Origin of the sequence: Dermatobacter hominis (assembly GCF_020715685.1) — a bacterium.
Lineage (GTDB): Bacteria > Actinomycetota > Acidimicrobiia > Acidimicrobiales > Microtrichaceae > Dermatobacter > Dermatobacter hominis.
This window is the reverse complement of sequence record NZ_CP085840.1, coordinates 2,151,180-2,172,644: the sequence shown is the minus strand read 5'-3', so window position 1 is coordinate 2,172,644 and position 21,465 is coordinate 2,151,180. Positions and strand designations below refer to the sequence as shown.

The 21,465-nt window shown below is 71.9% G+C and carries 21 protein-coding genes; 16 read left to right on the top strand and 5 right to left on the bottom strand.

Features of this window, described 5'->3' with window-relative positions; genetic code table 11:
* Window positions 1–65: 65 nt before the first annotated feature.
* Entirely contained in the window at window positions 66–1,037 is a 972-nt protein-coding gene (gene ligD, locus LH044_RS10215; protein WP_227759928.1) for a non-homologous end-joining DNA ligase, read from the bottom strand.
* Window positions 1,038–1,173: 136 nt separating this feature from the next.
* Between ligD and LH044_RS10210 the strand changes: the two genes are divergently transcribed.
* On the top strand, window positions 1,174–3,177 hold the full coding sequence (locus LH044_RS10210) for a vWA domain-containing protein (RefSeq protein ID WP_227759927.1): 2,004 nt from the start codon (window positions 1,174–1,176) through the stop codon (window positions 3,175–3,177).
* A gap of 267 nt (window positions 3,178–3,444) precedes the next feature.
* A complete protein-coding gene (locus tag LH044_RS10205) occupies window positions 3,445–3,759 on the top strand; it encodes a WhiB family transcriptional regulator (RefSeq protein ID WP_304512053.1) in 315 nt (104 codons plus the stop codon).
* Window positions 3,760–3,804: 45 nt separating this feature from the next.
* On the opposite strand, the gene LH044_RS10200 is transcribed toward LH044_RS10205, so the two are convergent.
* Complete coding sequence (locus LH044_RS10200; RefSeq protein WP_227759926.1) at window positions 3,805–4,452, bottom strand: 5-formyltetrahydrofolate cyclo-ligase; 648 nt, start codon at window positions 4,450–4,452, stop codon at window positions 3,805–3,807.
* Between the two features lie 104 nt (window positions 4,453–4,556).
* On the opposite strand from LH044_RS10200, the gene LH044_RS10195 reads away from it, so the two are divergent.
* A complete protein-coding gene (locus LH044_RS10195; RefSeq protein ID WP_227759925.1) occupies window positions 4,557–4,736 on the top strand; it encodes a twin-arginine translocase TatA/TatE family subunit in 180 nt (59 codons plus the stop codon).
* Between the two features lie 83 nt (window positions 4,737–4,819).
* On the opposite strand, the gene LH044_RS10190 is transcribed toward LH044_RS10195, so the two are convergent.
* A complete protein-coding gene (locus LH044_RS10190) occupies window positions 4,820–5,077 on the bottom strand; it encodes a WhiB family transcriptional regulator (protein WP_227759924.1) in 258 nt (85 codons plus the stop codon).
* Window positions 5,078–5,595: 518 nt separating this feature from the next.
* Here LH044_RS10190 and LH044_RS10185 point away from each other — a divergent pair.
* From LH044_RS10185 to LH044_RS10125, 13 genes are all read left to right on the top strand, one after another.
* Entirely contained in the window at window positions 5,596–6,609 is a 1,014-nt protein-coding gene (locus LH044_RS10185) for a S1C family serine protease (protein ID WP_227759923.1), read from the top strand.
* 72 nt (window positions 6,610–6,681) lie between these two features.
* Window positions 6,682–6,957, top strand: coding sequence for a hypothetical protein (locus LH044_RS10180; protein WP_227759922.1), 276 nt, complete (start codon window positions 6,682–6,684; stop codon window positions 6,955–6,957).
* A 53-nt stretch (window positions 6,958–7,010) separates the two neighbouring features.
* Complete coding sequence (locus tag LH044_RS10175) at window positions 7,011–9,083, top strand: RNA degradosome polyphosphate kinase (RefSeq protein ID WP_227759921.1); 2,073 nt, start codon at window positions 7,011–7,013, stop codon at window positions 9,081–9,083.
* A 21-nt stretch (window positions 9,084–9,104) separates the two neighbouring features.
* Complete coding sequence (locus LH044_RS10170; RefSeq protein WP_227759920.1) at window positions 9,105–9,530, top strand: NUDIX hydrolase; 426 nt, start codon at window positions 9,105–9,107, stop codon at window positions 9,528–9,530.
* Between the two features lie 237 nt (window positions 9,531–9,767).
* Complete coding sequence (gene pstS, locus LH044_RS10165; protein WP_227759919.1) at window positions 9,768–10,880, top strand: phosphate ABC transporter substrate-binding protein PstS; 1,113 nt, start codon at window positions 9,768–9,770, stop codon at window positions 10,878–10,880.
* A gap of 155 nt (window positions 10,881–11,035) precedes the next feature.
* Complete coding sequence (pstC, locus tag LH044_RS10160; protein WP_227759918.1) at window positions 11,036–12,037, top strand: phosphate ABC transporter permease subunit PstC; 1,002 nt, start codon at window positions 11,036–11,038, stop codon at window positions 12,035–12,037.
* Window positions 12,034–13,044, top strand: a complete 1,011-nt coding sequence (gene pstA / locus LH044_RS10155; RefSeq protein ID WP_227759917.1) for a phosphate ABC transporter permease PstA — start codon at window positions 12,034–12,036, stop codon at window positions 13,042–13,044. The genes pstC and pstA overlap by 4 nt, the downstream gene beginning before the upstream one ends.
* 88 nt (window positions 13,045–13,132) lie before the next feature.
* Window positions 13,133–14,062 carry a phosphate ABC transporter ATP-binding protein PstB gene (gene pstB, locus LH044_RS10150; RefSeq protein WP_227759916.1) on the top strand — a complete coding sequence of 310 codons (930 nt, stop codon included), beginning with the start codon at window positions 13,133–13,135 and terminating at the stop codon, window positions 14,060–14,062.
* Window positions 14,063–14,120: 58 nt separating this feature from the next.
* Complete coding sequence (gene phoU, locus LH044_RS10145) at window positions 14,121–14,900, top strand: phosphate signaling complex protein PhoU (RefSeq protein ID WP_227759915.1); 780 nt, start codon at window positions 14,121–14,123, stop codon at window positions 14,898–14,900.
* 25 nt (window positions 14,901–14,925) lie between these two features.
* Window positions 14,926–16,161 carry a sensor histidine kinase gene (locus LH044_RS10140; protein WP_227759914.1) on the top strand — a complete coding sequence of 412 codons (1,236 nt, stop codon included), beginning with the start codon at window positions 14,926–14,928 and terminating at the stop codon, window positions 16,159–16,161.
* Window positions 16,158–16,880 carry a response regulator gene (locus LH044_RS10135; RefSeq protein ID WP_227759913.1) on the top strand — a complete coding sequence of 241 codons (723 nt, stop codon included), beginning with the start codon at window positions 16,158–16,160 and terminating at the stop codon, window positions 16,878–16,880. The genes LH044_RS10140 and LH044_RS10135 overlap by 4 nt, the downstream gene beginning before the upstream one ends.
* Before the next feature lie 49 nt (window positions 16,881–16,929).
* Complete coding sequence (locus LH044_RS10130) at window positions 16,930–18,369, top strand: MFS transporter (protein WP_227759912.1); 1,440 nt, start codon at window positions 16,930–16,932, stop codon at window positions 18,367–18,369.
* Between the two features lie 35 nt (window positions 18,370–18,404).
* Entirely contained in the window at window positions 18,405–19,766 is a 1,362-nt protein-coding gene (locus LH044_RS10125; RefSeq protein ID WP_227759911.1) for a low temperature requirement protein A, read from the top strand.
* Window positions 19,767–19,793: 27 nt separating this feature from the next.
* Here the strand turns inward: LH044_RS10125 and LH044_RS10120 are convergent, their stop codons facing one another.
* Complete coding sequence (locus LH044_RS10120) at window positions 19,794–20,435, bottom strand: SAF domain-containing protein (protein WP_227759910.1); 642 nt, start codon at window positions 20,433–20,435, stop codon at window positions 19,794–19,796.
* Window positions 20,436–20,508: 73 nt separating this feature from the next.
* Window positions 20,509–21,390, bottom strand: coding sequence for a type I methionyl aminopeptidase (gene map / locus LH044_RS10115; protein WP_374210609.1), 882 nt, complete (start codon window positions 21,388–21,390; stop codon window positions 20,509–20,511).
* Between the last annotated feature and the right edge of the window lie 75 nt (window positions 21,391–21,465).

The following is a 21,465-nucleotide window of genomic DNA, read 5'->3' as shown; positions in this document are numbered from 1 at the left end:
CCCGCGCCGCCTCTGGCCGGTGCGACCGCCGTCGGGCTCGCCGAGGGGATCCCCGCGCGCCGCGCTCAGCCGTCGTCGGCGTCCTCGTCCTCGGCGGGCACCGCCTCGCCGGCGGCCTCGTCGCGGTCGGCCCACTCGAGGAGCTCGTCGATCGCGAACACCGCGTCGTCGATCCCCTCGTGGAGGTCGCCGAGCTCGGCGAAGCGCGCCGGCATCGTCGCCATCGTGATGTCGGCCGGTTCGACGTCGTCGACCTCGTCCCAGCGGATCGGCGCCGAGACCGTCGCGGTCGGGACGCCGCGCACGGAGTACGCCGCCGCGATCGTGTGGTCGCGGGCGTTCTGGTTGAAGTCGACGAACACCGAGGCCGGGTCGCGGTCCTTGCGCCACCACGCGGTCGTCACGTCGTCGGGTGCCCGGCGCTCGACCTCGCGGGCGAACGCCAGCGCGGCCCGACGCAGGTCGCCGAAGGGGTGCGTGGGCTCGATGCGCACGTACACGTGCAGCCCGTGCCCGCCCGAGGTCTTCGGCCAGCCGACGGCGCCCAGCTCGTCGAGCACCTCGTGCGCCACGCCCGCGACGCGCCGCACCCGGTCGAACGGGCAGTCCGGCATCGGGTCCAGGTCGATGCGCCACTCGTCGGGTCGCTCGGTGTCGGCGCGGCGGGAGTTCCAGGGGTGGAACTCGACCGTCGACATCTGCACCGCCCAGATCACCTGGGCGAGCTCGGTCACGCACAGCTCGTCGGCGTGCTGGCCGTACCGCGGGAAGTGCAGCCGGACCGTCTCGATCCACGGCGGCGCGCCGTTGGGGATCCGCTTCTGGTGGACCTTCTTCCCGTCGAGCCCCTTCGGGAAGCGGTGGAGCATGCACGGCCGCTCCCGCAACGCCCTCACGATGCCGGGCCCCACGGCGAGGTAGTACTCGACGAGGTCGAGCTTCGTCGCCCCGGTCGCGGGGAAGTACACGCGGTCCGGGTTGGACACCCGCACGGTGCGCTCGCCCACGGTGACCTCGGTCGACGGGGAGGCGGCCATCCGCCGACCGTAGACCGACCACTCCCGAGCTCGGGTCGGCGGACGCCCACATCGGGCCCGAGATGCCCCCGAGCTCCACGTGCCACGCACGGCCGGGCGAGGGGCCGCCCCGGACCGGGCGCAGTAGCCTCCGCCCATGGCACGACCCCGCTTCCGCTACTCGCCCTGGGACGGGACGCAGGTCGGCTTCGAGCTGGACGCGCTCGACGTGATGGAGCAGCTGACCGACGACCTGCTCTACCACGGGGACCTCAACTCGGCCCTGCGCAGGATGATGCAGCAGGGCTTCGAGGACCGGAACGGCGAGCGCATGCAGGGCCTGCGGGAGATGCTCGAGCAGCTCCGCGACCAGCGCCGCGACCTCCTCGACCGCTTCGACCTCGGCGGCGTCTACGAGGACATCGCCAACGAGCTCAACGAGGTCGTGCAGGCCGAGCGCGACCACCTCCAGCAGCAGGTCGACACCGCCCGGGACTCGGGCGACCAGCGCCGGACCGAGCTGACCGAGGAGTCGGCGGCGGGGCGCAACATGGAGCTCGACATGCTGCCGCCCGACCTCGCCGGCAAGGTCAAGGGCCTGGACCAGTACGACTTCTCGTCGCCAGAGGCCGCCGAGCGCTTCGAGCAGCTCAAGGACCGGCTCCGCGAGCAGCTCGTGCAGCAGGCCGTCGACCAGATGTCCGGCGCCATGCAGAACATGACCCCGCAGGACATGTCGCGCATGAAGGACATGCTCGCCGAGCTCAACCAGATGCTCGAGCAGCGGGCCCGCGGCGAGGAACCCGACTTCCAAGGCTTCATGGAGCGCCACGGCGACTTCTTCCCGGAGGACCCGAAGGACCTCGACGAGCTGCTCGAGATCATGGCGCAGCGCATGCAGGCGATGCAGGCGCTGATGAACTCGATGACGCCCGAGCAGCGGGCGCAGCTCCAGGAGCTGTCCGACCAGCTGCTCGAGGACATGGACCTCCGCTGGCAGATGGACCAGCTCGGCCAGAACCTGCGCGACGCCTTCCCCGACATGGACTGGGGCGCCAGCTACCAGTTCCGGGGCGACGACCCGCTCGACATGGCCCAGGCCTCCTCGGTCATGGGCCAGCTCGGCGACCTCGACCAGCTCGAGCAGATGCTGCGGGGCGGCTCCGATCCGGGCGCGCTCCGGGACGTCGACCTCGACCGCGTCCGCCAGCTCCTCGGCGACCAGGCCGCCGCCAGCCTCGAGCGGATGAGCGAGATCACGAAGATGCTCACCGAGGCCGGCCTCGTCGAGCAGCGCGAGGGCCGTCTGGAGCTCACGCCCAAGGGCATGCGACGTCTCGGGCAGAACGCCCTCGCCCAGCTGTTCCGCAAGCTCGACCGGGACCAGCTCGGACGCCACGAGATGGAGCGCAACGGTGCGGGCCACGAGCGCACGTACCAGACGAAGCCCTACGAGTGGGGCGACCCGTTCAACCTCCACATCGAGAAGACGATCCGCAACGCGATCGTGCGCGGCGAGTCCGCGCCGGTGCGACTGCGGCCCGAGGACTTCGAGATCGAGGAGACCGAGACCGTCGTCCGCTCCTCGACCGTCCTCATGCTCGACCTGTCGCTGTCGATGCCGATGCGCGACAACTTCCTGCCGGCCAAGAAGGTCGCGATGGCGCTGCACTCGCTGATCTCGATGCAGTACCCGCGCGACTACCTCGGCATCGTCGGCTTCTCCGAGGTCGCCCGCATCCTCACGGCCGAGCAGCTCCCCGAGGTCAGCTGGGACTTCGTCTACGGCACGAACATGCAGCACGGGTTCCAGCTCGCCCGCCAGCTCCTGGGCCGCCAGTCGGGCACGAAGCAGATCATCATGATCACCGACGGCGAACCGACCGCCCACATCAACTCGTACGGCGAGCCCGAGTTCCACTACCCCCCGATCCGGGAGACCGTGGACGCGACGCTGCTCGAGGTGGCCCGCTGCACCCGCGAGGACATCCGGATCAACACGTTCATGCTGGACCCGGACCGCAGCCTCCAGCGCTTCGTGCAGAAGCTCACCGAGATGAACCGGGGCCGCGCGTTCTACACGACGCCCCAGAACCTCGGTGACTACGTCCTGGTCGACTTCATCGAGCAGAAGCGCGAGCTCCTGCGCGGTCGCCGCTGACGGACGCCGACGGCCGAGGGCCCGCGCGCCCCGCCGTTCCGGGCGAAAACCCCGAAGTTCCGCTTGCGTGCTCGGCGGAAGCCCGTCACTATGTTCAGTTACATCGGTGTAATTACATCGAACGATGGATTGCACCGGCATGACCGATCGCCCGAACCGAGCTGCCCGTCCGGTCGATGACCCGGCGGGACACGCACACCAACGACCACTTCGACCACACGGGTTCGTTCGGACCGGACGACCGGAACGGCGAACCGGAGGGGACCCATGACCGACGCATCTCACGACCGCCCGGAGGAGACCACCTCGACTCCCGACGACGACGCGGCGGTGGAGAGCTGGCAGGCGTTCGCGAACTGCCTGGGTGTCGATCCCGACCTCTTCTTCCCGGAGCGCGGCGCGTCCACCAAGGAGGCCAAGCAGGTCTGCCAGGGCTGCGTCGTCCGTGAGGACTGCCTCGAGTACGCCCTCGCCAACGGTGAGAAGTTCGGGATCTGGGGCGGGCTCAGCGAGCGCGAGCGCCGCCGCATCCGCCGGCAGCGGGCCCTCGCTCGCGCCGCCCAGCAGTCACGCACCGCCTGAGCCGCTGCCAGCGCGCCGCACGTCCGATGGCGCGGCCCGCCCCGTTCAGCGGCGGCCCGTGCGGACCGTGCGCCGATCGGTGACCACGACGTCGCCGGGCACGTCCCACGGACGGCGGGGGAGCAGCGCGGGCTCGACCTGGGCGTCGAACGCGGCGACCACGACGAGCGGACGTCGACGTCGGTCCGCGAGCGCGCGGTCGTAGTACCCCGCGCCGAAGCCGACCCTCGTGCCGTCGAGGTCGACGGCGAGGCAGGGGACGACGACCACGTCGAGGGCCTCCGCCGCCACGTCCGGCCGACCGTCGGCCGGGGGCTCCTCGATGCGGAAGGCCCCGACCACCAGCGTGTCCTCGGGCCGCCACTCGCGGAACGCCATCGACGGCGCGCCGGCCGGCGGGTCGGGGTCGACCACCGGCAACCAGGTGGTCCACCCCCGGCGCCGCAGGTCCTCGGCCGCCGCGCCGAGGTCGAGCTCGCCCGGCAGCGCCCGGCTGAGCGCGACGCGGCCCGAGCCGGTCGGCGCCCGCAGCTCGTCCAGCGCGACGAGCGCCCGGTGGACGGCGGCCGTCGCCACGGCACGCTGCTCCGGGGCCATGGCCGACCGAGCCGATCGTCCCCGCCGCCGGGCCGCGGCGAAGGCATCGGCGGCGTCGGGATCGGACGGAGGGGGCGCGGGCGCCGGAGCCGTCACGTCCCTCGGGGCCTCGGAGACGAAGAGGTCACGGGAATGAGAACACTGCGCGAACGGGTGGCCCCCGATAGGGGGCGCTCGGACCGGAACGGTATGGTGAGTCCATGTTCAGCGGCAACGAATGGCTGATCGTCGTGATCATCGCCCTCGTCATCTTCGGCGGCTCGCAGCTCCCCAAGCTCGCCCGCAACATCGGGTCGGCCCAGAAGGAGTTCAAGAAGGGCCTGGCCGAGGGTGGGGCGGACGACGACGACGACCCCAGTCAGCAGAAGAAGTCCGCCTGACGCGAACGGCCGCCCCGGAGGGCGGCCGCTGCGCGTGGTGGGTTCGGCCCCGCTCAGGCGGGGCCACAGTGGGGGGCAGGGTCTCAGCTCACACCGGCGGGGCGGCGCGCACTGCGCGCCTTGAGGATGCGACGTCGCTCTCGCTCGCTGGTGCCACCCCACACCCCGTGGTCGATCCTGTTGTCCAGGGCGTACTCGAGGCAGTCAGCCTTCATGGGGCAGTCGGCACACACTCGCTTGGCGACCTCGACCCCCACCCCGTCGGACGGGAAGAAGAGGCTCGGGGGCTTGTCGGCGCAGTTGCCCTGCGCCATCCATTCGGTGTCCAGTACCGGATCCATACGGGAAGTCTGACGCCAGGGGACCCCCTTTTGTTCCGGACATCCGTGACCCGCTGAAAGGCTGCTCAGTGCCCCGGGACATGCGTCACAGCACCGGACGACAGCCACCGGCGTCCGCGGCGCATACTCGGAGGATGACGGCGCCGCCCCACGACCCCTCCGGCGCCCCGCCACGGGTGGGGTCCGGTCCGGTCGACCACCCGCCGTCCGGTCCACCGACCGCGACGCCGCTGGGCCCGCCCAGCACGCCGTGGGCGCTCCCCGACGCGCCGCCGGGTGCCACATCGGTCACCCATGCGACGGGACCTGCGGTCGGCGCTGTGCCACCGCCCGGCCCGATCGGGGGCACCGGAGGGTCGGGCCCGCCCGGCGGTCCACCTCCGTACGGTGCCGGACCGCCCACGCTCGGCGGCGGCGCAGCGGCGCCGCACGCGCCGGCGCCTACGCCCCGCTCGACGCGTGGCCACACCCTGCGCACGGTCCTGCTCAGCGCGCTGGTCGGCGCGATCGTCGCCGGGGTGGCGACCACCGCGGCGCTCTGGGACCGCAGCGATGCCGGCCGCGCCGCGCCCGCCCCGGTCGACCCCGGGCGGCCGGCCGTCACGATCGCCGGCGACCCCCTCGAGATCCACGCGCTGCTCCAGAAGGTCCGGCCGTCCGTGGTGTCCATCCACACCGGCGTGCGCGGCGGCGAGGCCGCCGGCTCCGGCATCGTCCTGTCCGAGGACGGGATCGTGCTGACCAACGCCCACGTCGTCGCCGGCGCGCAGACCATCGAGCTCGACTTCGCCGACGGCCGGACCGCCGAGGCTCGGTTGCTCGGGTCGGTGCCGTCGGCCGACGTCGCCGTGCTCCAGGCCGACGGGCTGACGCAGCCGGTGACCCCTGCGGAGCTCGGCAGCTCCGACTCGCTCCAGGTCGGGGACTCGGTCGTGGCGATCGGCAACGCGCTGAACCTCGGCGAGGCGCCGAGCGTGACCACCGGCATCGTCAGCGCGCTCACCCGGTCCATCCAGACGCCCGACGGCGGTTCGCTCGACAACCTCATCCAGACCGACGCCGCCATCAACCCCGGCAACAGCGGCGGGCCCCTCGTCAACGCCAACGGCCAGGTCGTCGGCGTGAACACCGCGATCCTCGCCGATGCCCAGAACATCGGCTTCGCCCTGGCGATCGACGAGATCCGCTCGATCGTCGACGACCTCAAGGCCGGTCGCCCTGCCCAGCAGGTGCGTCCCCTCCTCGGCGTCGAGACCGTCGACGTGAGCTCGATCGACGACGCCATCCGCGACCGCTACGAGGTCACCGCGACGTCGGGCGCCTTCGTGCAATCGGTGAACGCCGGCACCGGCGCCGCGTCGGCCGGCCTCCAGCAGGGCGACGTCATCACCTCGGTCGACGACAAGCGGGTGCGGACCGCCGCCGACGTGGGCGTCGCGGTCCGGGCCAAGGACCCCGGCGACTCCGTCCGCATCGTCTGGCAGCGGGGCGGCACGGAGATGGAGGGCACCGCCACCCTGGGCTCTCGCTGAGGCTCCGACGGCGGCCGGGCCGGCGTTCCCCGACACGGCCACCCACGGGTGCGGCCGGTAGGCTCGGCACCCATGTCCGACACCTACGCCCCCGAGACCGACGAGCCCATCGAGTGGGTGGCCGCCGCCACGATCGTCTACCTCGGCCCGGTCGCCCCGCACTGGGAGATCCGCGGCGACCACGGCGACACGCAGCTCATCGACGACTTCCGCTCCCGCGTCAACGCCCGGCTCATGCTGCTCCCGCCGCACGACCCGCAGTTCAAGCGCAACAAGGAGCGCGTCGCCCGCGACGCCGAGCGCGAGCTCATCGAGCTCACGTGGGACCTCGGCGACGACGACCGCTGATCACGCCCCGGGTCGCAGGCTTGCGGCGCCCGTGCGGCCGATAGCCTGAGGCCATGACGGACCCGGTGGAAGAGCGGTCGCCCTACCTGAACCGGGAGCTGTCCTGGTTGGACTTCAACGCACGCGTGCTGGCGCTCGCGGACGACGCCGCCACGCCCCTGCTCGAGCGGGTCAAGTTCCTCGCGATCTTCAGCCAGAACCTGGACGAGTTCTTCCAGGTCCGCGTCGCCGGCCTCAAGGACCGCGTGGCCGCCGGGGTCACCCGGCGCAGCGCCGACGGCATGAGCGCCGGCGAGCAGCTCGACGCCATCGGCGCCCGGACCGCCGAGCTCGTCGAGCGGGCCGACGAGATCTTCCTGGGTCCGATCTGCACCGCGCTCGCCGAGGAGGGGATCGTCTTCTCGACCTGGGACGAGCTCGACGACGACGACCGCGAGTGGGCCACCGTCGAGTTCCGCAACCGGATCTTCCCGGTCCTGACGCCGCTCGCCGTCGACCCGGGCCACCCGTTCCCGTACATCTCGAGCCTGTCGCTGAACCTCGGCGTGATCGTGCGGGACCCGACCACCGACCAGCGCCGCTTCGCCCGAGTCAAGGTGCCGTCGCTGCTCCCCCGCTTCGTCGTGATGCCCGACGGTGAGCGGTTCGTGCCGCTGGAGCAGGTCATCGCCCACCACCTCGACGAGCTGTTCCCCGGCATGGAGGTGCTCGACCACGTCGCCTTCCGGGTCACGCGCAACGCGGACCTCACGGTCGAGGAGGAGGAGGCCGACGACCTCCTCGCAGCCATCGAGATGGAGCTGCGCCGCCGCCGCTTCGGCAAGGCCGTCCGCCTGCAGGTCGAGGACGACATCTCGGCCGAGGCGCTCGAGCTCATCCGTGACGAGCTGGAGCTCACCGACGACGACGTGACCGCGCACTCGGCCCCGCTCGACCTCGGCGGCCTGTTCGCCGTGGCCGACGTGGACCGGCCCGACCTGAAGTACCCCGAGTTCGTGCCGGTGACGCAGCACCGCCTGGCGTTGACCGAGGACGAGGAGCCGCCCGACATCTTCGCCGTCATGCGCGACGGCGACATCATGGTCCACCACCCCTACGACAGCTTCTCGACCTCCGTCGAGGAGTTCATCCGCCAGGCCGCCCGGGACCCGAAGGTCCTGACCATCAAGCTGACCCTGTACCGCACCTCGGGCGACAGCCCGATCGTCGCCGCGCTGATCAAGGCGGCGGAGATGGGCAAGCAGGTGGTGGCGCTGGTCGAGCTGAAGGCCCGCTTCGACGAGGAGCGCAACATCGAGTGGGCCCGCCGCCTGGAGCAGGCCGGCGTGCACGTCGTGTACGGGCTCGTCGGGCTCAAGACCCACACGAAGACCTGCCTGGTCGTGCGCGACGAGGGCGAGAGCGTCAACCGCTACTGCCACATCGGCACGGGCAACTACAACTCCAAGACGGCGCGCCTCTACGAGGACGTCGGGCTGCTCACCGCCGACCCCGACCTCGGCGCGGACCTCACGCAGCTGTTCAACTACCTGACCGGCTACGCCCGCGACGTCCACTACGCCAAGTTGCTCGTCGCCCCGCACACGCTGCGCAACGGGCTCGTCCGGTTCATCCGCAACGAGCGTTCTGCGGCGCCGGGGACCGGGCACATCATCATGAAGATGAACAGCCTGGTGGACGCCGACATGATCGACGAGCTCTACGCCGCCTCGCAGGACGGCGTGCGGATCGAGCTCATCATCCGCGGCATCTCGTGCATCCGACCCGGTGTGCCCGGGCTGTCGGACAACATCACGGTCCGCTCGATCGTCGGTCGCTACCTCGAGCACTCGCGGATCTACCGCTTCGCGAACGGCAGGGGACCGGGCCAGGAGCTCCACTTCATCGGCTCCGCCGACCTCATGCCCCGCAACCTCGACCGCCGCGTCGAGGCCGTGGTGCCGGTGCGGTCGCCCGAGCTGCGGGTCCGGATGGACGAGGTGCTGGCCGTGACGCTCGCGGACGACACGCTGGCGTGGGAGCAGCACGACGACCGCTGGACCCACGTCCCCCGCAACGGCACCGTCGAGACCCACCTGGAGCAGCAGGAGCACGCCCTCAAGCGGGCCTCGGTCGGGCGTCGGTGACGCGCCCCGGGGTGCGCTGAGGTGGCGAGCCCGGACCGGCCCGTGGTGCGGGCCGCGGGCGGGGTGGTGTGGCGACGCCGAGCGGATGAGGTCGAGGTGCTGGTCGTCCACCGGCCGGCGCCGCGCGACGACTGGTCGCTCCCCAAGGGCAAGCTCGAGCAGGGCGAGCGGCACCGCGAGGCGGCGCTGCGCGAGGTATGGGAGGAGACCGGCCTGCGCTGCACGCTCGGCGAACGGCTCACCGAGGTCCGCTACGACACGCCCAAGGGCGAGGACAAGCGAGTGCGCTGGTGGGCGATGACCGTCGACCGCGACGAGGGGTTCACGCCCAACCGGGAGATCGACGACCGCCGGTGGGTGCCCGTGTCGGAGCTCGACGGGCACCTGACCTGGGACACCGACCGTCGGCTGGTGCGGCTGTTCCTGTCCCGCGACATCACCAGCTGAGCCGAGCCCCGCCGGGGGAGGCGGTCCCGAGTTCACCTCCACGTCACCTGCAGGAACCGCGGAACGATGCGGGTCGAGCGACCGCCGCACCGAACCTTCAGTCGCGGTTCACCTCTCGTTCACCTGGCGCCCGCCTGGCGTCCACCCCGGGTCCCTACGTTGCCGGCAGGTGGCGACGGAGCCGCCAGGTGGCGGACGAGCCACCGATGATCAAGAGACCTCCGAGGAGGCGGTTGCATGTTGCAGAAGGGCCGGTTCGCCTGGCTGATGGCGTTGCTCCTCGCGGTGGGCCTGGTGGCCGCCGCGTGCGGTGACGACAAGGACTCGGACTCGTCGGGTTCCGACGGTTCCACCACCACGACGGAGGCCAAGGGCCCCGCCGCTCCGACCGACGCGGACATCAAGGCCCTCACGGCCAAGGTCTCCGGCGGCGGCGCCAGCTTCCCCGACGCCTTCTACCAGGCGGTCAACTCGGACTTCGACGGCGTCGCCGGCTCCGAGCTCGTGACCTACGCGAAGAGCGGCTCGTCCGACGGCCGCAAGCAGCTGGCGTCCGGCACGCTCGACTTCGCCGGGAGCGACTCGCTCCCCAAGCCCGACGAGAGCTTCCCGTCGCCGGTGCTGTTCTTCCCGACCGTCGCCGCGCCGATCACGGTGAGCTACAACCTCGACGGCGTCGACGAGCTGCAGCTCAGCCCCGACACGGTGGCGAAGATCTTCCAGGCCGAGATCACCACGTGGGACGACCCGGCCATCGAGGCCGACAACCCCGACGCGACCCTGCCGTCGACGAAGATCACGGTCGTCCACCGCTCGGACGGCTCGGGGACGACCAGCAACTTCACCAAGTACCTGAAGTCGGCGGCGCCCGACGTCTGGAAGCTCGATTCGGGTGACACGGTGAACTGGCCGGCCGCGACGCAGGGCGCCGAGAAGAACTCCGGCGTGGCCGCCCTGATCGGCCAGACCGACGGCGCCGTCGGCTACGTCGACCTCGCCGACGCCATCAAGGCCGACCTCACGTTCGCCGCGATCAAGAACGCGGACGGCGAGTACGTCGCCCCGTCGGCGAAGGCGACCGAGTCCGCCGTCGCCAACGCCGAGGTCGCCCCCGACCTCACCTACAACCCCTTGAACGCGCCGGGCGCCGACAGCTACCCGATCACCGCGCCGACCTACCTGCTGGTCACCAAGGTGCAGGCGGACGCCGCCAAGGCCACCACGCTGAAGACGTACCTCCAGTACGTGCTCACGACCGGCCAGGAGCAGGCGCAGAAGCTCGGCTACGTCGGCCTCCCGGAGGACCTCCAGCAGAAGGCGTACGACCAGATCGACCAGATCGGCGGCTGAGTGACGGTCGCGACCGGTCACGGGTGGGATGGAGCCCCTGCCGAGCCCTCCGCCCGTGACCGGGCCGACCACCCTTCCGACGCCAGCCGGACAAAGCTCGTGCCGGCGCACCGTCTCCCTTAACGTCTGTCCGACCCCCGCCTGATCGAGAGCGCATGACCCTCGAACTCGAGACCGATCCCCAGGGTCCGGCCCGCAAGCCGCCCCGGGACGCGCCGGACCTCCGGGTCGATGGCGCCGGCGGCCGCACCGACCGCTTCTTCCGGCGGATCGCCCTCCTCGCTGGGCTGATGGTCCTGCTCATCCTGGTGCTCGTCGCCGTGGTGACCACGAACAAGGCGTGGCCTGCGTTCAGCGAGCTCGGGGCCAGCTACTTCTTCGGCACGGAGTGGGTGCCGTCCGAGGGCAAGTACGGCATCGTCCCCCTCGTCTTCGGCACGGTGCTCGTGTCGGTCCTCGCCATCATCGTCGCGGTCCCCATCAGCGTGGGCATCGCCCTGTTCGTGACCGAGGTGGTGCACCGCCGGGCCCGCGGCGCCGTCACGACGACGATCGACCTCCTGGCCGCCATCCCGTCCGTCGTGTTCGGCCTCTGGGGCTTCTACTACCTGATCCCGCGCTTCCAGTCCGCGTTCAACGCCATCTCCGACGCCGTGGCCGGCATCCCGGTGCTCAGCACGATCTTCGGCCCGTCGACCGGGTCGAGCTATGCATCGGCGGCGCTCGTGCTGGCGCTGATGATCACCCCGATCATCACCGCGGTGACCCGCGAGGTCTTCATGACCGTCCCGGAGAACGACAAGGCCGGTGCGCTGGCGCTCGGGGCGACCCGGTGGGAGATGATCCGCGGCGTCGTGTTCCCGCACTCGACCGGCGGCATGACGGGGGCCGTGATGCTCGGCCTCGGCCGGGCGATGGGCGAGACGGTCGCAGTGGCGCTGCTGATCGGCGCCCGGCCCGACATCACGGCCAACATCTTCGCCGTCGGCGAGACCATGCCGGCCCAGATCTTCCGCAACCTCTCCGAGGCCGACGACCTCTTCCGCGCCGCCCTGATCGGGCTGGGCGTGTGCCTGTTCATCCTGACGATCCTGGTCAACGTGTCCGCCCGGCGCATGGTCGTCGCAGTGGACCGCAGGGTGAAGGGGGCGGCGTGAGCGCGGTCGCCCCTCCCGACGAACCGATCACGCCGGAGCGGATCCGGCGGGAGCTCTCGGGGTCCAACATCTCCCCGGGCCGTCGCGTCCGCAACAAGGTCGCGACCCTCGCGATGGCGATCGCCTTCCTGCTCGCGGCCGGTCCGCTGGTGCTGATGGCGGCCAACGTGTTCAGCCAGGGCCTCCCCGCCGTCATGAACGTCGACTGGTGGACCAAGCCGATCCCGGCCGACGTCGGCCGTGCCGACCTGGCCAACAACGAGAAGCTCGACGACCTCGGCTTCGGCAGCGGGTCCGAGACCGGCGACACCTCCGAGAGCAGCGACGACTCGGTCGTGCTCGGCATGCAGCCGGCCATCGTCGGCACCTTCCTGACCGTGCTGGGTGCGTCCGCCATGGCGATCCCCTTGGGGATCATGGGTGCCGTCTACCTGAACGAGTACGGCAAGAAGAACCGGTTGGCGAGCTTCATCCGCTTCATGACCGACGTGATGACCGGCGTGCCGTCGGTCGTCATGGGCGTGTTCATCTACTCGATCTGGGTGCTGCGCTTCGGTGTGGGCGGCAAGTCGGCGTTCGCGGCGTCGCTCGCGCTCGGCTGCCTGATGCTCCCGATCGTCGTCCGCTCGACCGAGGAGATGCTCCGCCTGGTTCCCGATCCGCTGCGCGAGGCGTCCGCCGCGCTGGGCACGCGGACGTGGAAGACCACCGTCAGCGTGACCCTCCCGGCCGCCTTGCCGGGGATCGTGTCGGGTTGCCTGCTGGCGGTGGCCCGTGCCGCCGGCGAGACCGCCCCGATCGTGTTCACCGTCGGCTTCGTGACCACGACGAACTGGCGGTTCAGCGGTCAGAACACGACGCTGTCCGCCCAGATCTACTCGCAGCTCCAGAACGGCGGCAGCCTCGCCACCGAACTGGCCTGGGGGGCTGCGGTGACCCTGATCGGTATCGTGTTGGTGCTGACCCTCATCGCCCGGTTCGTGGCCCGTCGATACGCCCTCCGCTGACGACGCCCACCGCCGGATCCCCGACCGAACCCGAACGACCGACCCCTACGCACCGGACCACACAGTGCCCGACGAGGAGCAGCCGCCGATGTCACAGGACGCAGTCGCCCCAGCAGAGGGGCTGGTCCCCACCGCCGGGCTGCCCGGCAGCGAGCCGTCGACCGTCGCCCCGACCCCGGTGGTGACCGAGGAGCCGGCGCTCGAGGTCCACGCCGTGGACGAGCCCGCCCCGGCCCCTGTCGTGTTCGACGTCGAGGGCCTGTCGGTCTACTACGGCGCCTACCGCGCCGTCCGTGGCGTCGACATGAGGATCCGCCGCAACGAGATCACCGGCTTCATCGGTCCGTCCGGCTGCGGCAAGACGACCGTCCTCCGTTGCTTCAACCGGATGAACGACCTGATCGAGGGCGCTCGGGTCGAAGGCCGGCTCGACTACCACGGCGTCGGGCTCTACGACCCGGGTGTGAACGCGGTGGAGGTGCGGCGGCGGATCGGGATGGTCTTCCAGAAGCCCAACCCGTTCCCGAAGTCGATCTACGACAACGTCGCGTACGGACCCCGCATCGGCGGGATCAGGAAGAAGTCCGAGCTCGACGACATCGTGGAGCGCTCCCTGCAGCGCGCCGCGCTGTGGGACGAGGTGAAGGACCGGCTCAAGTCGTCGGCGCTCGGCATGTCGGGCGGTCAGCAGCAGCGCCTGTGCATCGCCCGGGCGGTGGCCGTCGACCCCGAGGTCATCCTGATGGACGAGCCCTGCTCCGCCCTGGACCCGATCGCGACGGCGCGCATCGAGGACCTGATGAAGGAGATCAAGACCGACTACACGATCGTGATCGTGACGCACAACATGCAGCAGGCGGCTCGCGTCAGCGATGCCACCGCGTTCTTCTCCACCGAGGTCAACCCGGAGAGCGACGTCCGCACCGGGCTGCTCGTGGAGTTCGACCGCACGGCCACGATCTTCTCCAACCCGAGCGACGAGCGGACGGAGAACTACATCACGGGCCGGTTCGGCTGACCCGCGGATCGGGATCACCGACCACGTCAGCCCGCCGACGCCGACCGAAGGACCACGCATGGATGAGATGCGCATCGAGTTCCACGAGGAGATGGAGTCACTCCGCTCCGACCTCATCCGCCTCGGCGTGATGGTCTGCGAGACCATCGGCCGCGGCACCGCCGCCCTGCTCGACCGCGACCTGCACGCCGCCCAGCTGCTGATCGACGGCGACGACGTCATCGACGACTTCTGCCTCGGCCTGGAGGAGCGCTGCTGCCAGCTGCTCGCGCTCCAGGCCCCGATCGCGGGCGACCTCCGCTTCATCCTCACGACCCTGCGGCTCATCTCCGAGCTCGAGCGGTCGGCCGACCTCATGGTCAACGTGTGCAAGGCGTCCCGACGGATCTACGACGTCGAGTTCGGGCCCCAGCTCCGCGGCCTGATCGAGCACATGGGCGAGGAGGCCGCCTTCCTCGTCCGCGCCGCGATCGACTCCTACGTCGACGCCGACACCTCGCTCGCCGCCGCGCTGGACGACATCGACGACCGCCTCGACGAGCTGCAGACCGCCTACGTGCAGGCCATCTTCACCTCGCACTCGGTCGACAACCTCAACCTCCAGGGTGCGGTGCAGCTCGCGATGATCGGGCGCTACTTCGAGCGCATCGGCGACCACGCCGTGAACATCGGCGAGCGGGTCCAGTACATGGTGACCGGCTGGCTGCCCGAGCACACCGGATCGGCGCGCCACCACCTCCGCACCCAGACGGATCCGAAGCCCGACGACATCGACCCGTCGGCGGCGTTCGACGACTCCGGGTCCTTCGCGCCGGATCCCGGCGACGACGACGGCTGAGGCTGGACGTGGGGCGGAGCAGAACGTGACCGTGCTGGCGGTCCTCCTCGCGCTGGCCGTCGTGGCGACCACGGCCGCCGCGCTGCACTACCGGCGCGTCGCCCTCCGGGCCGTCCCCGTCGCCGACGGCGGCGCGGCCGACACTGCGGACGCCGGCACGGCCGCCGCGGAGGAGCCGAGCCCGCTCGTCGACGAGGACCGGCTGCTGCTCGAGCGGTTCCGCTCGGTGATCGACCAGCTGCAGCGTGCCGTCGTGCTCTGGGACGGCAGCGGCCAGGAGCTGTACCGCAACGCCGCCGCCCGCGCGATGTTCGAGGCCCGCGACGGCCACGTGCTCGTCGCCGCTGCGATCGAGGAGGTCCTCGCCGAGGCGCTCGCCGGCCGCTCCGTGCGGCGCGAGGTCGAGCTCTTCGGACCGCCGGCCGCGTCGTTCGTCGTGATCGCCCGGCCGTTCGGCACCGTGCTCGACGGCCCCGACGGCGACGTCCCGACCGTGGTCGACGGCGCCATGGCGATGGTCGAGGACCGGTCGCTCCAGCGCCGCACCGAGACGGTCCGCCGCGACTTCGTCGCCAACATCTCGCACGAGCTGAAGACACCGATCGGCGCCCTCGGCCTGCTCGCCGAGACGGTGCGCGACGAACCCGATCCGTCGGTGGTCGAACGTCTCGCCGAGCGGATGATCACCGAGGCCGATCGGGTGAGCTGCACGGTCGACGACCTGCTCGAGCTGAGCAGCATCGAGTTCGGCGACGACACGGAGTTCGAGGACCTCGACGTGCGCTCGCTCGTGGGCGAGGCCGAGAGCCGGCTCGGGCCCGCGGCCGACCAGGCGGGCATCAAGATCCGCGTCGACGTGCCGGGCGACCTGGTCCTGCACGGCGACCGCCGCCAGCTCGTCTCGGCGCTGTTCAACCTGCTCGACAACGCCGTGAAGTACTCGCCCGAGGACTCCGAGATCGTGGTCGCGGCGGTGGTCGTCGGCGAGGGCGACATCGACCCCGAGGGCACGGTCCGCCTCACCGTGGGCGACGAGGGCATCGGGGTGCCGCGCCGCGACCTCGACCGGATCTTCGAGCGCTTCTACCGGGTCGACCGGGCGCGCTCGCGGCGGACCGGCGGCACGGGCCTCGGCCTCGCCATCGTCCGACACGTCGCGAGCAACCACGGCGGCGAGGTGCGGGTCGAGTCGACCGAGGGCGTCGGCTCCGAGTTCACGCTGGTCCTGCCCCGACGGGCCGACCGACAGGAGGGTCCATGAGCGCCGCCGGTACCGCGAGCCCCACCGTGCTGGTGGTGGAGGACGAGGAGGCCTTCATTGAAGCGCTCTCCATCGGCCTGCGCCGCGAGGGCTTCGACGTCGAGATCGCTCGCGACGGCGCTGAGGCGATGGACCGCTTCGACGAGCTCGACCCCGACCTGGTCCTGCTCGACGTCATGCTGCCCACGGTGTCGGGGCTCGACGTCTGCCGAGAGATCCGCCAGCGGAGCGAGGTGCCGATCATCATGGTCACGGCCCGCACCTCCGAGATCGACACGGTCGTCGGGCTCGAGGTCGGCGCCGACGACTACGTCACCAAGCCGTACCGGCTGCGCGAGCTGGTCGCGCGGATGCGCGCGGTGCTGCGGCGCCAGCCCCGCGCCGGCGGCGACGCGGTGATGGCGTCCGAGGACGTGCTCGCCATCGACGACGTCGAGCTCGACATGGACCGCCACGAGGTGCGCGTCCGCGGCGAGCAGGTCACCCTGCCGCTCAAGGAGTTCGAGCTCCTGGCGGTGCTGATGGAGAACGCCGGTCGGGTCCTGCCCCGGGCCACCCTGATCGACCGGGTGTGGGGCAGCGACTACGTGGGCGACACCAAGACGCTCGACGTGCACGTGAAGCGGCTGCGCTCCAAGGTGGAGGACGACCCCTCGCACCCGACCCGGATCACGACGATCCGCGGCCTCGGGTACAAGTTCTCCGCCCCGCGCGCCTGAGCGCCGGCCCGCGGGCGGGAGGGTCGGGGGCCACTCGTACCATGGCCCCGTGAGCGACCACGGCGAACCGGTCCGGCTGTCGGAGCCGCGCGTCGACATCCGGTCGCCGTTCGGGCGCCTGGCGCTCACCCACGTGCTGTCGTTGGCGGGCGACGCGCTCGTGGCGATGTCGCTCGCCGGGTCGCTGTTCTTCGACGTCGACCCGTCCGAGGCGCGGTGGAAGATCGGCGCCTACCTGCTCTTCACGATGGCCCCGTTCGCCCTCGTCGGGCCGTTGATCGGCCCGGCCATGGACCGGGCGAAGGGCGGGCACCGCGCCGTGCTGGTCGGCTCGGCGGTCGGGCGCGCCGTCGTGGCGTTCCTGATGATCGGCTCGGTCAGCGGCGACAGCCTCCTGCTGTTCCCGGAGGCCTTCGTCATGCTCGTCCTGGCCAAGACCTACCAGGTGGCCAAGGCGGCGATCGTGCCGACGGTCGTCGACAGCGACGCCGGCCTGGTCGAGGCCAACTCGAAGCTCCAGCTGATCTCGGGGCTCGCCGGCTTCGCGGCGGGCATCCCCGGCGGTCTGCTGCTGCTCGTCATCGGTCCCAGCGCGGTGGTGTTCCTGGCCGCGCTCGCCTTCGGCGCCGCGGTCATCGCCGCCTTGCGCGTCCCGGCCACGACGATCGCCGCCGAGCCCGCGGGCGACCAGGAGAAGGCGGAGCTGCGCAGCGCCGGCGTCCTCAGCGCGGCGTCGGCCATGGGCACCCTCCGGGCGGTCGTCGGCTTCGTCACCTTCCTGCTCGCCTTCGCCCTCCGCGGCGGGGAGAAGGTGGCCGAGCTGGGCACCGGGCTCGGCCGCGTGGCGGGCGCCGTCCCCTCCGGGACGGAGCTGTCGCCCGGCGACGCGATCGCGCCGCCCGGCGGCACCCCGGCCTGGCACTTCGGCGTCATCGTCGCCCTCAGCGTGGCCGGCGGCCTGGTCGGCGCCGCCGTCGCGCCCTTCGTCCGACGGGCGATCCGCGAGGAGCTGCTGCTGCTCGGGTCGCTCGGCCTCGGCGTGGTCGCCGGGCTCAGCGGCGCCCTCATGGCGGGCCTCAGCGGCCAGGCGATGCTGGCCTTCTTCATCGCGATCGCCGCCTCGGCGGGCAAGCAGGCCTTCGACGCGGTCGTGCAGCGCGACGCGCCCGACGCCAACCGCGGCCGCTCGTTCGCCCGGTTCGAGTCCCGGTTCCAGGTGGCGTGGGTGCTGGGCGCCTTCATCCCCGTCGTGGTGCCGCTGCCGACCCGCATCGGCGGCTGGTTCGTCGCGCTGCTCACGCTCGCGGCGGCGGTGTTCTTCGCGATCGGCATGAAGGCCGTGGGCAGAGGAGAGGCCCCGCCGCGGCTCCCCACCGCCCGGCAGGTCGGGCGCCAGGTGCGCACCAAGGTGGAGTCGCGCCGCTCTCGACGATCGGCCACGGCCGACCGGGGCGGCTCGGCTGACGCGGGCGGCGGCGCACCGTCCTGACCGACGACGCTGCCGCGGTCGGCCATGCTGTGGGCATGGTCGGTCGACGGGATCGCCAGGAGCTCGGACGGGACGCCTTCCCGTGGCGCCGTCGTCGCCGGTCGAACGGCCACCGGATCGAGCTGCGGGCCGAGCTCCGCGAGCGGGACGGGGTGAAGCCGCTCGAGCTCTTCTTCGACCTCGTCTTCGTCATCGCCTTCACCCAGTGCACCGCGCTGATGGCCGACGAGCACTCCTGGACCGGGCTGGTCCGAGGGCTCGTGGTGCTGGGCGTCGTGTGGTGGGCGTGGGTGTCCTTCGCCTGGCTGACGAGCCTCGTCGATCCCGAGGAGGGGTCGGTGCGGATCGTCATGTTCCTGGTGATGGCGGCGTTGCTCATCGCGTCGTTCGCGATCCCCGAGGCGTTCGGGGACCGGGCCCTGTGGTTCGCGGCTGCGTACGGCTTCGTGCGGCTCGGCCACGTCAGCCTGTTCCTGCTCGGCACCCACGACGACCCGGACCTGCACCGATGGGTCGTCGGGCTGTCGGTCGTCACCGCCCTCGTCGTCGGGCTGCTGGTGGTGGCCTCGTTCGTCGGGCCGGGTTGGCAGCTCGCGATCTGGTTCCTCGCGCTGGCGATCGACTGCGGCTTCCCGGCCCGCTACGGGGCCGAACGGTGGCGTCTGGTCCCCGGGCACTTCGCCGAACGGCACAACCTCGTGATCATCCTGGCGCTCGGCGAGTCGGTCATCGCGCTCGGGTTCGGCGCCCAGGCCGAGCTCGATGCGTCGGTGGCGACGATCGGCGCGCTCGGCATCGGGCTCGCCGCCGCGCTGTGGTGGATCTACTTCGACATCGTCGCCATCGTCACCGCCCGGCGGCTCGAGCAGGCGCCGGCGGGCCGGGAGCGGAACCGGCTCGCCAGGGACTCGTACTCCTACCTCCACTTCCCGATGGTCGCCGGGATCGTGCTCGCCGCGCTGGCGTTCGAGGGCGCGGTGCTGCACGGCGACGAGCCGTTCGACGCGGTCTCGGCGGTCGCCCTCATGGGTGGCGTCGCCCTCTACCTGCTCGCCCACGTGGTGCTGCGGCTCCGCAACGCCGGGACGGTCAACGTCGAGCGCCTGACGGTGGCCCTGGTGCTGCTGGCGCTCACCCCGATCGCGGTGCGGATCGACGCGCTGTGGACCCTCGTCGCCGTCAACGTGCTGCTGTGGGCGATGATCGCCTTCGAGACGATGTGGGTCTACGACGACAACCGGTTCCTGTTGCGCCACGACCTCGACGCCCACATCCCGAGCCGTGGGGACCGGCCGCCCCGGCGTCCGCGCCGTGGCGTCGACCTCGGCACCGGCGAGGACGGCCCGGGCGATGCCGAGCCCGGTGGCGGGGCGCCGGACATGACACCGGGGACCTGAGCCCCGTCACGCCGTCGTGGCGGCGGGTCACGGCCTGACGACCAGCGCCACGGGGCCGGCCAGCGACGCGGCGGCGGTCGCGGCGGCGTCGTCCTCCATGACCGCGAGCGTCACGGCGTCGCCGTCGACGGCGACCACCGTCGCCGACGTGGCGACCGGCCCGTCCCACGTCGGTGCCGCGACGTCCACCACGTCCCCGCGGCTGGCGAGCCGGGGCAGGTCGCCGGTGCGCACGACCACGGCGACCCGACCCGTCGGCAGCGCCCGCGCAGTGGCGCTGCGCTCCTTCTCGTCGAGGAGCGCCGGGGTCAGCACCGTGCCGGGGGAGAGGCGCACGGCGGCGAGGGCTCCCGCCGGCAGCTCCGCGAGGGCGTCGGTGGGCAGGACCGCCGCCGGACGCCGCTCGGTGGTCAGGTCGGCGGTCGTGACGTCGGCGCCGGCGGCGAGCGGTCGGCGGACGACGAGTGCCGTCGTCGACCCGGTCCACGCCGCCCTCGCCTCGGCGGCCGAGGTCACGGTCCGCTGCACGCCGAGCGCGACGGCGGCGACCACCGCCCACGCCAGCAGCCGGCGACGGCGGGCCCGGCGGTGACCGGCCGACCGGAGGGTGCCGGCCCGGCGCCGCCGGTGCGGTCGGGCGCGGGGCCGCCGGCGGTCGTCGTGGTCCATCGTCGCTCCGGGGCGCGCCCGCCGGGACGGGCGGTGGTGGGGGAAGCGTCGGGGTGCGGCCGTCGGCCGCGGGTCAGACCGGGCGGGCGTCGGCGCCGACGGGGTCGACGGCGAAGAGCACGTCGGCCGGTCGGCCGTCGGCCGGCACCGTGAGCAGCTCGTGGCCGTCCTCGGTGACGAGCACGGTGTGCTCGAACTGGGCGGTCCGCTGGCGGTCGACGGTCGACACGGTCCAGCCGTCGTCCCACATGGCGACCCCGGCCGCCCCGAGGTTGATCATCGGCTCGACGGTGAACGTCATGCCCGGCAGAAGCACGGTGTCGTTGCGGGGGTCGTAGTAGTGCGGGATCTGCAGCGACGTGTGGAACTGGTCGCCGATCCCGTGGCCGATGAACTCCCGCACGATCGAGTAGCCGTGGGGGAGCACCGACTCCTCGATCGCCTTGCCGATGTCGCGGACCCGGGCGCCGGGCCGGACGACCGAGATGCCGGCGTGCATCGCCTCGCGCGTCCGGGCGACCAGCGCGACCGACGCCGGGTCGACGTGGCCGACGAGGAACGTGCAGGACGTGTCGCCGTGGACGCCCTCGATGAACGCCGTCACGTCCACGTTGACGATGTCGCCGTCCTGGAGCCGTCGGGAGTCGGGGATGCCGTGGCAGACGACCTCGTTCACCGAGGTGCACAGCGACTTGGGGAAGCCCCGGTAGTTGAGCGTCGAGGGGTACGAGCCGGCCGCCACCATCGCCTCGTGGCCGATGCGGTCGAGCTCGTCGGTCGTGATCCCGGGCCGGACGTGGCGACCGACCTCGATCAGGGCGTCGGCGGCGACCCGGCCCGCCACACGCATGGCCGCCAGCTCGTCGTCGGTGCGGATGGCGCGGGCCTGCCGGGAGGACGGCGTGCCGGTCAGGGCGTACTCGGGACGGGCGATCCCGGCGGGCACCGTCCGCATGGGCGACACCAGCCCGGCCGTCACCGGCGGCGAGGGCGGAGGGGGGAGGGTGCTCGCTCGCTTCTTGCGCTTTGC